The organism is Paenibacillus sp. Y859 (assembly GCF_056786405.1).
Genome location: NZ_JBXCIZ010000002.1, coordinates 333896 through 345680 on the forward strand (window position 1 = coordinate 333896; position 11785 = coordinate 345680).

Annotated in this window: 10 protein-coding genes; 8 read left to right on the forward strand and 2 right to left on the reverse strand. The window is 41.5% G+C overall.

Annotation, left to right across the window (positions count from 1 at the left end):
* The first annotated feature begins 14 nt into the window (after positions 1-14).
* The 3 genes from AC1TO8_RS06390 to ptsP all read left to right on the forward strand — a co-directional run bounded on the left by AC1TO8_RS06390 (position 15) and on the right by ptsP (position 4216).
* A complete protein-coding gene (locus AC1TO8_RS06390) occupies positions 15-428 on the forward strand; it encodes a CoA-binding protein (RefSeq protein WP_482054762.1) in 414 nt (137 codons plus the stop codon).
* A 156-nt stretch (positions 429-584) separates the two neighbouring features.
* Positions 585-2471: a glucose PTS transporter subunit IIA gene (locus AC1TO8_RS06395; protein WP_482054763.1), complete on the forward strand. Its 1887-nt coding sequence runs from the start codon at positions 585-587 to the stop codon at positions 2469-2471.
* Positions 2468-4216: a phosphoenolpyruvate--protein phosphotransferase gene (ptsP, locus tag AC1TO8_RS06400; RefSeq protein WP_482054764.1), complete on the forward strand. Its 1749-nt coding sequence runs from the start codon at positions 2468-2470 to the stop codon at positions 4214-4216. Before AC1TO8_RS06395 ends, ptsP begins: the two co-directional genes overlap by 4 nt.
* Before the next feature lie 220 nt (positions 4217-4436).
* On the opposite strand, the gene AC1TO8_RS06405 is transcribed toward ptsP, so the two are convergent.
* On the reverse strand, positions 4437-4958 hold the full coding sequence (locus AC1TO8_RS06405; RefSeq protein WP_482054765.1) for a type 1 glutamine amidotransferase domain-containing protein: 522 nt from the start codon (positions 4956-4958) through the stop codon (positions 4437-4439).
* A gap of 217 nt (positions 4959-5175) precedes the next feature.
* Here AC1TO8_RS06405 and AC1TO8_RS06410 point away from each other — a divergent pair, with 217 nt between their 5' ends.
* The 3 genes from AC1TO8_RS06410 to AC1TO8_RS06420 all read left to right on the forward strand — a co-directional run bounded on the left by AC1TO8_RS06410 (position 5176) and on the right by AC1TO8_RS06420 (position 7645).
* Positions 5176-5640: a hypothetical protein gene (locus AC1TO8_RS06410; protein ID WP_482054766.1), complete on the forward strand. Its 465-nt coding sequence runs from the start codon at positions 5176-5178 to the stop codon at positions 5638-5640.
* Positions 5641-5835: 195 nt separating this feature from the next.
* Positions 5836-6849: a catabolite control protein A gene (ccpA, locus tag AC1TO8_RS06415; RefSeq protein WP_482054767.1), complete on the forward strand. Its 1014-nt coding sequence runs from the start codon at positions 5836-5838 to the stop codon at positions 6847-6849.
* A 97-nt stretch (positions 6850-6946) separates the two neighbouring features.
* Entirely contained in the window at positions 6947-7645 is a 699-nt protein-coding gene (locus AC1TO8_RS06420; RefSeq protein ID WP_482055237.1) for a 5'-methylthioadenosine/adenosylhomocysteine nucleosidase, read from the forward strand.
* 21 nt (positions 7646-7666) lie between these two features.
* On the opposite strand, the gene AC1TO8_RS06425 is transcribed toward AC1TO8_RS06420, so the two are convergent.
* Positions 7667-8299 (reverse strand): GNAT family N-acetyltransferase, encoded by a 633-nt coding sequence (locus tag AC1TO8_RS06425; protein WP_482054768.1) that lies wholly within the window; start codon positions 8297-8299, stop codon positions 7667-7669.
* A gap of 244 nt (positions 8300-8543) precedes the next feature.
* Between AC1TO8_RS06425 and acsA the strand changes: the two genes are divergently transcribed.
* Together acsA and AC1TO8_RS06435 are read left to right on the forward strand one after the other, a co-directional pair.
* Positions 8544-10268, forward strand: a complete 1725-nt coding sequence (acsA, locus tag AC1TO8_RS06430; RefSeq protein ID WP_482054769.1) for an acetate--CoA ligase — start codon at positions 8544-8546, stop codon at positions 10266-10268.
* Between the two features lie 583 nt (positions 10269-10851).
* A complete protein-coding gene (locus AC1TO8_RS06435; protein ID WP_482054770.1) occupies positions 10852-11760 on the forward strand; it encodes a hypothetical protein in 909 nt (302 codons plus the stop codon).
* The last annotated feature ends 25 nt before the right edge of the window (positions 11761-11785 follow it).

Below are 11785 nucleotides of genomic sequence, written 5' to 3' on the forward strand. Positions count from 1 at the left end.
AATGGGGTGTCAGGATGTCATTTACTAATCCAACACGTGAAGAAATTAAAGGTATCTTGAAGCAAGCTGGCAATATTGCCATAGTGGGTCTATCCGATAAAAGTGATCGTACATCCTATATGGTTGCCTATGCTATGCAACAGAGGGGCTATCGTATTATTCCTGTTAATCCTACTGCTAGTGGGAAAGAGATTTTAGGGGAAACATGTTATGCTTCGCTACAAGATATTCCCGAACCAATCGATATTGTGAATGTATTTCGTCGTGCTGAGCACTGTGCAGAGGTAGCGCGTGAAGCGGTAGCCATTGGGGCTAATGTGATCTGGCTGCAGCTGGGGATTGTTAGCGATGAAGCTGCGGTGATTGCGGGAGACCATGGATTAACTGTTATTATGGATCGCTGTATCAAAGTTGAGGATGCTATGTAGAGGTAGTCGCACGAAGTAGGAATAAAAGAGACCCTTTAGGTCTTTTTTTTGTTTTTGACAAAATGATCGTCAGAGCGTACCATTTAATGTACATAGGATCAACAATAAATGAAGCTTCATTCGTTTTTGATCGTGTGGAGAAGGGGGAGTGTCACCTTGAATTGGTTGGGATCTTTACAACAGCTCGGAAGAGCGGTCATGCTCCCTACAATGGTGTTGCCTGCTGCGGCTATTTTGTTAAGCGTAGGTAGTTTACCTTGGGCAGCGTGGGGACTTCCAGCCATTGCTGAAGTTAGTACATGGGCAGGCCAAGGGATTTTCTTCTTCTTGCCTTATTTATTCGCGGTAGGGGTAGCGTTGGGTCTTGCTAACCAAGGGGGAGCAGCGGGTCTTGCTGCGTTATCCGGTATGTTTATTTATGACCAGATTACAAGACATATGGGCGATGGAAAGATACAACCAACAATATTAATTGGAATTATCTTCGGTATGATCGCAGGTGTATTATATAATCGATTTAAACTTATGAAGCTTCCAGAAATTTTTCAATTCTTTGGTGGAACACGATTTGTGTTTCTGAGTATGGGGTTATTCTCGGCTATATTCTCGTGGTTTATGGTTGGAATAGCGCCCATTTTACAGCGAGGTCTTGATGAACTGACTCTCATGGTTACACATTTAGGAGGGTTTGGGCTCTTCATATATGGGATGCTATATCGGATACTTACTGCCTTTGGTCTGCATCACCTACTAAACAATGTGTTCTGGTTCCAGCTTGGAAACTATACTACGCCGCAAGGAAATATCGTGCAAGGTGATTTGCCGCGTTATTTCGCAGGTGATCCGACGGCTGGGACGTTCATGGCTGGCTTATTTCCAATCATGATGTTTGCTTTGCCGGGTATTGCTTTGGCAATTATTCATGAGGCCCGTGAGGATCTTAAACCTAAAATTAAGAAGACATTTCTAACAGCTGCATTAGTTTGTTTTTTTACAGGGGTTTCTGAACAAATTGAGTTTGCCTTCTTATTCGTAGCTCCCTATATGTATATTGTTCACGTTGTATTGTCTGGAATTGCGATGTGGATTACGTATGTATTGGGAATTCATCATGGATTCTCTTACTCGGCTGGGGCTATTGATTACGTACTCAATCTTCATTTGTCGAGCAATGCCTGGATGATCATACCTATTGGAGTGGTGTACGGGGTCATCTATTATGTGTTGTTCCGCTGGGCTATCCATAGATTTCAGATCCCAACACCGGGACGTGAGGAAGGATCGACACTAGAAGATTGGGCAGGGAATATACCATATCAAGCACCGCTCATATTGGAAGCACTTGGTGGTAAGGAGAATATTGTGCAGGTAGAATCTTGTATTACCCGCCTACGTCTTACCGTTAAGAACGATAGGCTCATTGACAGTAATTCGCTTAAGTTACTTGGTTCAGCAGGATTGATTAAGCTAGGCGGCGGCAATGTCCAGGTTGTTTTCGGTACATATTCAGAATTGATTCGTGAGGAAGTTAATAAGTTGATGCAAAGAGATTTGCCTCAAGTACTGTTTAGTGCTCCGCTTCAAGGGCGTATGTTACCGATTGAAGATGTACCTGATCATATATTTGCTACCAAGTTGGTCGGAGATGGCGTGGCATTTATGCCCGAGCGAGATGAACTGGTCTCCCCGGTCTATGGAACGATCATTCACTTGTATCCTACGATGCATGCGATTGGAATTTCGACACCGGAAGGTCTTGAGGTGCTTCTTCATATTGGGATAGATACATCGCAGCTCAAAGGTGGACACTTCGAAGCTGTCGTCAAAGAAGGAGATTCTGTAGTTCCAGGCCAGTTGCTCATTAAGTTTGATTTGGCGTATATCCGTAAGCATGCTAAATCATTGGCGACTCCGATGGTAATTACCAATCCTGAACGAGTTAAATCATGGAGCTTTGCTCCTTTCAAAGGCGTAAAAAAAGGGCAGGCATCCGTGATGTCTGTTGTATTATACGACAGGAATGTTGGAGGGTTTGAGTCATGATACAAGGTTTTGGTGCGGCTTCTGGAGTCGCTATTGGTAAAGCATTTGTTCTTCCTAGTTGGGAATGGGATCTACCTGAATCCAGAATGGATACGATTGATTTAGCGAAGGAATTCGAACGATTGTACGAAGGGATTCGCACCTCAAGGAATGAGATAGAAGTCATTAGAGACGAATTCAAAGAGGTGGTAGGCGAAGAGGAATCCAATATTTTCGATGCACATCTTGCGATACTAGAAGATCCAATCTTTATGAATGAGATCCAAGGGATCATTGAACGTCAATATAAAGCGGCTGAAGTTGCTGTGAAAGAGGCTATTGACCATTTTGTAACGATGTTCGATCTGCTAGATGATGAATATATGAAAGAACGGGCATTAGACATCAAGGATGTTGGAAATCGATTGTTAAAGCATCTCCTTGGTGCACCTGAGATTACGCTTCCTCTGGATACTCAACCGTATATATTGGTTGCTAAGGAGCTATCTCCATCCCAACTAGTACATTTAAATCCTTCCCATGTGCTTGGGATAGCTACCTTAGTTGGTGGGAAGACATCTCATTCTGTTATAATGTCGCGGGCTTTAGGGATTCCGTTTGTATCGGGATTGGAGAATATTCTAGAGACACCTATTCAGACTGGGGATATGATGATCATAGATGGAGATCAAGGTCATGTGTTCGTGCATCCGAATGAATCTACGATCATCCATTATTCAGGTCAACGAGTGAAGCAGAAGCAGAAGAAAGAGCAACTTCAACTTTTGGCCTCTGTAGAAGCGGTGACTAAAGATGGAGTTCAGATGAATCTATCTTCCAATATTAGTTCTGTTAAAGAAATGGACACGGCATTGAAATATGGCGCCGTGGGGGTAGGACTTTTTCGAACAGAATTCATATATATGAATCGAGATACATTTCCAAGTGAGAAGGAGCAATTGGAGGTATATCGTCATGTAGCAGAATCAATGGGTAGTGGATCCGTTGTTATTCGTACATTGGATATTGGGGGGGACAAGCATTTGGATTATTTCACTCTTCCAGAAGAAGATAATCCATACCTTGGATACCGCTCTATTCGAATAAGTCTAGATCACAGGGAGTTGTTCAAGACCCAACTAAGGGCGATATTACGTGCAAGCCATTATGGCAATGTAAAGATCATGTATCCTATGATTTCATCGGTGGAAGAAGTGAGACAAGCGAATGAAATTCTTCGTGAAGCAAAGTCAGAACTAGATGAATGTGGAATCCCTTATAATCATGATATTCTGGTTGGGATCATGATTGAAGTGCCAGCGGCTGTTGCGATTGCTGATTTACTTGCAGAAGAAAGTGATTTCTTTAGCATTGGTACGAATGATCTTGTACAATATGTCCTTGCTGTTGACCGAATGAATGAGCAGATTGCCCATATGTACCATCCGTATCATCCAGCAATACTTCGTATGCTTCGATCGACCGTTGAAGCTGCAAGAAATGCAGGTATCCCAGTTAGTGTCTGTGGTGAAATGGCCGGGGACGAGCGTTCTATTCCCTTATGGATGGAACTGGGAGTGCATGAACTTAGTATGTCTCCAGAATCATTGCTAAGGATCAAGCATCGCCTTCTGAATACATCTGCTGAAGAAGATAAGGAAGTAGCAAGACAATGTTTACAGATGCGTACGAGCACAGAGATTGAAAAATTGTTGAATGACTACCATGATGCTCACAGAAGCAGCATTTCCATCGCTCTAGATTAGTGATTATATAAGGCAGTTCAAAAGTTCATCTTTTGATCACATATTATATATACATTTAAAACACCCGTTTCCTTTATATCCATTGGGATTGAAGGAAGCGGGTGTTTTTAGTGTGGTTAATTGTCTAAATATAAGAAAGTATAAGTTTCACTTTATACTCTATTCCTTATATTTCCGCTGAAACGGGTGCCGTCTTTGAAAAAGGACGGCATTGCCGTTTCTACTTGGCTAAAGCGTCACAAAAGGCTTTACCGTAAGGTGGAAGATCAGGTGGTCTACGAGCAGAGATAATATGCCCGTCTACGACAACGGCTTCATCTTTCCAAATGGCACCTGCATTCTCCATATCGTCTCGGATTCCTGGAGTTGAAGTCACAGTAACGCCATTCAGAATGCGTGCGGACACGAGCACCCAACCTGCATGGCAGATCTGACCAATGGGTTTGCTATCATTGTTCATGTCACGGATAAGCTCTATTACTTTACTATAACGACGGAGTTTGTCAGGCGCCCAACCCCCTGGTACAAGAATACCATCATAATCTTCACTATTTACTTCCTCGAAGGAGTAGTCACTTTTAGCTGGAACGCCATACTTACCAATATATGTTACATCTTTTTCTTCTCCTACAAGGTGAACCACAGCACCCTCTTCACGTAATCGGTAGATCGGATACCATAACTCCAAATCTTCAAAGTCTTCACTCACAAGGGCAATTACCTTTTTGCCGGAAAGTCTCATTGTCGCATCGCTCCTATTCTGATTATGAAGTACATCGTTAACAAGTACTAATACGTACTAATTCATTCTAACAAAAAGATTACCTTTAGTCACAATTTAGAACCTCCCTATCTAGAGTTGAAGGTAATTTAAGAAAACTCATAAATGGAGGAGGTATTACTCCATACAAAGTCGAATAGGGTTTAGGGTTATATATTGTTATGATGAGGTGTTAATCATGAAGAAGCAATGTAAATGTGGTCAATTGATGCGATTAGAGTTGCGGACGATTCAAGTCGCAGGAGAAATGCAAATTCTGCATGTACCTATGAGGGCTTGTGAACCTTGTTCCTCGTATCTTCTATTGGGATCAGTAAAGCCCCATTTGACGGACTATCTGAAGAATTGTGAGACCACACCAAGCAAGAAACAGATCTCCTTCACACAAATTAACGAGTCATCAGAAGTTATCTACGAAGTATTCTCTCAAGAAGAGGGAGAGGGTGATTCTTGTGAGGAACTCGAACTTGAAGTAAGAGAAGCGATAAACGAACGAATCAATCTATTACTTGATTTATTTGGGTATGCTGAAGGAGTAGAGGACATGGATTGGATAGATCATATTCGACAAAGACTACGACAACTTTCGGACTTTTTAACAGAATTGGACCGAGAAAATCACTATTTTTACGAGAAAAGATAGTTTATTGGCTTTTATCGTCATTTTTTGTTACGATATTGAAGATTATCTATGTCTAGAGAAGTTTACATCTAGTGTTGTTATATATAATTTAGTTTAGTTATGAAGCGTTAACATTGCGTAAAGTAGTAATTTGTCGTAATATTAAGCTTATTGGGTTGATCGAATGAAAATTTATTTGTAATGGAGAGAAAGAATTTGACAGTAACCATTTATGATGTTGCGCGTGAGGCTGGCGTATCTATGGCTACGGTATCTCGGGTTGTAAATAACAATCCTAACGTCAAGCCACAGACACGTAAGAAAGTATATGAGGCAATTGAACGCTTAGGATATCGTCCGAATGCTGTTGCGAGAGGTCTCGCTAGTAAGAAGACTACAACGGTTGGCGTTGTGATTCCTGACATTTCTAATTCAATTTTTGCTGAAATCGCTCGGGGCATAGAGGATATTGCGAACATGTATCATTACAATATTATTCTATGTAATGCTGACAAGAAGAAAGAAAAGGAAATTCGAGTTATTAACACATTACTTGAGAAGCAAGTGGATGGATTGTTGTTCATGGGCGGAACGGTAACAGAAGAACATATTCAAGCCTTCCAGACTTCTTCAGTTCCGGTTGTACTCTGTGCAACTAGTGATGTGAACAATAATTACCCATCGGTTGACATCGACCATGAAGCGGCTGCTTTCGATGCAGTGAATACGCTGATTCGGCATGGGCATCGTGAGATTGCTATGATTAGTGGTACACTTCAAGATCCAGCAAATGGTTATTCTCGTTTCCAAGGATATAAGAAAGCATTGGAAGCGGCGGGGATTGAATATCAGGAAGACTGGGTTCGTATCGGCAATTATCGCTATGAATCTGGGGTAGAGGCTATGAAGTATTTTCTTGATCTGAGAAAAAAACCGACGGCTATCTTTTCAGCAACAGATGAGATGGCGATTGGTGCTATCCATAGTATTCAAGATGCAGGCCTTAAAGTGCCGGATGATTTCTCCGTTATTAGTGTGGATAATATTCACATGGCATCTATGGTTCGTCCACTACTCACGACTGTAGCTCAACCGATGTATGATTTAGGAGCAGTAGCTATGCGACTCTTAACGAAATATATGAAGAAAGAGAATGTTGAGAATCCGCGGGTTATTTTACCGCATGAGACCATTCTTCGTCTTTCTGTTAGAGCTGTAAAAGAGGATTAGTATATTGTAAATAATGGTTTAGTGAAAGCTCCGTTAAGGAGCTTTTTTCATGACAATAAAAACTAGTAATGAGGTGTGTAGCATGGAGCTAGTAGAAATAGATTACACTATTGGGTTGATCGGAGCCATGGATGAAGAAATCAAATTATTATTAGCTGGAATGGAACAAAGTGAGGAAATAACCAAAGCTAGTGTTCTCTTTGTCGTGGGGATTCTGCATGGGAAGTCTGTCGTTGTATGTAAGTCTGGCGTAGGCAAGGTGAATGCGGCTCTAACTACTCAAATATTAATTGATCACTTTGGAGTATCCAAAGTATTGTTTACCGGTGTTGCTGGGGCCGTCCATCCTGATTTGAATATTGGGGATATCGTCATCTCCACAGAATGTATTCAGCATGATATGGATGTAACTGCACTTGGATATAAAAGAGGGGTCATTCCTTATCAGAAAGTATCCGTATTTTCTGCAGATTCACAATTAATAGCTCTAGCCGAGCAGGCTTGCGGCGAAATATCTGTTGGAAAATACATATTGGGTAAAGTGTTATCTGGAGACCAATTTATAGCAGACAGAAATACTGTTGCCTGGTTACGTAATGAAATGGATGGGGCATGTGTTGAGATGGAAGGAGCTGCAGTAGCTCAGGTATGTTTCATGAATAATGTAGCATTTGTTATTATACGCTCGATGTCAGATAAAGCGGATGGAACGGCGCATGTGAATTACGCTGAATTTACAAGTGAAGCTTCGCAACGTTCCCATGCGATTATAGAGCAAATGCTTTGCCGGTTGTGATTACAATCAATCGATTTATCTTTAATACATGAAACGGGATTGAAATCGGATACGATCGAATTGTTCCTTTGAAGAGAGAGGAACGTCTTTTCCCATACGTACCATAAGACAATTGGCTGGATGTGAACATATCTCTGGATCATCTGTTGCATACCACTCCATATGAACGACTTTCATTAGTTTCTCCATCATTTTCCGATACCCCCATACATCTAGACCGCTTCCCTTTAAGTCCCAATGCCAATAATATTCTGTGGTGAACACAATATACCGCTCCATTTGATCTTCCTCAAAGGCAATCTCAATCATCTTCTTTCCTAGTCCTAATGAACGGTAGTCATCAGCTACTTCAATGGCGCCAAGCTCGATTAGATCGATCATTTGTTGTTGAGACCAACGTTCTTGCTCGTCAGGGAAGTGGAAAGTAACATATCCAACAATAGTAGGTCCATCACGGGTAATGATGATACGACCTTCAGGTAGATCGGCAATTTCAATAAGGGCCTGATGCTGTTCTTTAGGCTGACGGAAGGCATCAAGGTCAGGATGTAGAGTCAGTTGCTTAACGTATTCACCAGAGACAGGACCCTCGATAACGAGAGGAATATCAGAGTGAGACAAGAGGTGACATTGGTAACGTTTGTGATGATCCATGCTTGCACCTTCCTTTATTATAAAATGATATACATAGGACGAAAATAAATGGCAGAGTGAAGTGACGTATGCTATAATCTTTCTGACACAATTTAGTCACATTCTTTTTATAATTGGAATACACATTACTGTTTATATTATGTCATATAGTTCTTGATTAAGATATCTGGAATGTATTAAATGGTCATTGATGTAAGCGTTATCTTTGGGTGTGGATTTAAATGAATGGGGGGCTTAAATCGGAATGGAAATCAATCATAATGAAATATTACCGAGTGTGAACCCAACGTCAAATATGGGTGATTATGAGCAAGCGCGGAATGATTTTAATTGGGAAGAAATTGAACGTCATTTCACATGGTATGAAACAGGGCAATGTAACATGGCCTATGAAGCTATCGACCGACATATAAGTGAAGGGCGTGGCGATAAAGTCGCACTCTTATATAGTGATTTACAGCGAGAAGAATCATATACTTATAAACAACTAAGTGAGCGATCGAATCAATTCGGGAATGTTCTTCGAAAGTATGGAATTGGAAAGGGAGACCGAGTTTTCATATTTATGCCCCGTAGTCCGGAATTGTATATATGTTTGCTCGGAATTATTAAGATTGGTGCTGTGGTGGGTCCTTTATTTGAGGCTTTTATGGAGACAGCGATTAAAGAAAGACTTGAGGATAGTGGTGCAGTGGCTTTGATTACGACTTCTGGACTTCTGGGAAGAGTATCAAGAGCGGAACTTCCGGAATTACAACATATTATTATTGTGGATGACGTTGCAGATCAGAATGATTCTGTCATTAGTTATAAAGAAGAGATGGGTTCAGCATCTACAAAGTTAGAGTTACAATGGCTGAACCGCGAAGATGGACTTATTATGCATTATACTTCAGGATCTACTGGGAAACCGAAAGGTGTATATCATGTTCAGAATGCTATGATCCAGCAGTATTATTCAGCACAAGTCGTACTTGATTTACGTGAGGATGATATTTATTGGTGTACGGCCGATCCTGGTTGGGTAACGGGTACTGCTTATGGTATTTTTGCCCCATGGATTTCTGGGGTTACGAATGTTGTTCGCGGTGGAAGATTCAGCCCGCAGGATTGGTACGCGACGATAGATAAATATAAGGTAACCGTCTGGTACAGTGCACCAACCGCTTTTCGGATGCTTATGGGTGCAGGAGAAGACGTCATATCGAATTATGAACTCAGCAGTTTACGACATGTCCTGTCGGTTGGAGAACCATTGAACCCGGAAGTAGTTCGTTGGGGGTATAAAGCTTATGGGCAACGTATTCATGATACTTGGTGGATGACGGAAACGGGAGCACAGATGATTTGTAATTATCCTGGTATGGCGATTAAGCCGGGATCTATGGGGCGCCCTCTACCTGGGATTGAAGCGACTATTAAAGATGACAAGGGTAATACAGTGCCACCATATACGATGGGGAATCTAGCTATTAAGTCACCATGGCCTGCTATGATGAGTCAGATATGGAATAATCCAACGAAATACGAAGAGTATTTCCGTGTGCCTGGATGGTATATATCAGGTGATTCCGCTTATATGGATGATGAGGGATATTTCTGGTTCCAAGGTAGAATTGATGATGTTATTAATTCGTCGGGAGAGCGCATTGGACCATTTGAAGTAGAAAGTAAATTGTTGGAGCATCCGGCTGTGCTAGAAGCAGGAGTTATTGGGAAGCCAGATGCGATCCGAGGCGAGATCATTAAAGCGTTCATCTCCCTGCGGGAAGGATATGCTGAAACTCCTGAGTTGAAAGAAGACATTTATCGATTCGTTAAAGAAGGATTGTCTGCTCACGCGGCACCTAGGGAAATAGAATTTAAAGAGAAGTTACCTAAGACGCGCTCTGGTAAAATCATGCGACGAGTACTCAAGGCTTGGGAGCTTCAACTACCAACGGGAGATCTGTCTACAATCGAGGATTAACTAACTGTGTTACAGTTCAACACCTACAACGTGATCTTATTAAATATTCGAGATTATACCAAAGTCATCTTACTTGAATTGATGATTGTAGGCGAAACGAATGACGGCAATTGCGCTGATGGACATGGTTGTTCTCATAGTTAGATCTGATGTCAGGGGGTGTCTCTTAAGCCATAATGAATGGTGAAAGGCACCCTCTTTTCCTCACGAATTATGTTTTTACGTGGTGTAGTTCCAAACAGCTTGCAGGCCTATTTGATTACTCTAGCTGACAAATGCTACTAATAAACAGATCTATATCGAGCGAGCGTGCAAGGAAATTGGTAGTATGCCCCTCATTGTTGTTATAGTAGGTATGTAGGAAACAGAGGGGTAGTTGCTGTTTCCGCTTCACTGCGGAGGATATTAGTCGCAGACTAGGATGATTAACGTTATTCGGCCGTGGTTTTGGAAATTACGAGCAGGATATTGTGTTTCGAGTTTATTACGAGTGATGTCTAAGGTGAAGTACTTAATATCACTGAACAAGTAGATCGACTCTATGATAATATTATTATAATAAACGAAAAGGGGAACAATAACATTGAATGAGAAACTACAACACGCTTATGAACAGCTGGGTTTATCGGCAGACATTACACGCGAAGAATTGGACAGTCGATTCGAACTACTTCTGAAACGGCAGCGCTCTAATTCTACCGAAGGTAATACAATGTATGAAGAGGACTTTCAGGCATATAAGTTCATCCTCGATACGCTGGATAACCAGGAAATTCAGGAGAAAGAGGAGCAGAGGCTCGCAAAATGGGGTAGATTTTCCGGTGTTGCACGTAAATCAGAGAATTTCATACGGCTATACAAAGTGCATACCATTATATCTGTTATCGCAGTCATTCTGCTAGTTGTTGGTGGGAATGCGCTGTATAACAATTTGGAAGAACGAAAGTATTTAGCTTCATTACCACCGTTGGATGCGAAAATTATGTTCCTTGGCAATTATGATTCACAAGATTCAAGTGGGAAAACAAATGATCTTAATGAAATGATTGTAGCGGATTATCCTGAGTGGAAACGAGTGGAGGCCAGTATAGTACAACTTCCGACGACAGGGGGTGCGGGAGGCGCAATGGATATGGGTTATTTACAACGGGCGATAGCGATGTTGGCATCCGACAAACCTGATATCCTTATTATGGATGAAGCGGCATTTGACTGGATCAAACAACAGGAAGGACTTCAGAATCTAGAATCGATTATTTCTACAAGTAGTCTTTCCACGGATGATATACGTCTGAAGAGGGCAACGTTAGAGAATGGACAAGAAGAAGTAATAGGGTTAGACATTTCCAATACAAGTTTTGCATCAGACTTACCGATTCTTTACGGTGCACCCTCTTTCATTGCTAGCATTCTGGCTAGTGATGATATGAAGGACAAGGCGATGGAGTTTGTCGAGCATATTATTACAGAGGCAGATACAATAGTTCAATAGAGTAAAAAGCAGACTGAAGGAGTTT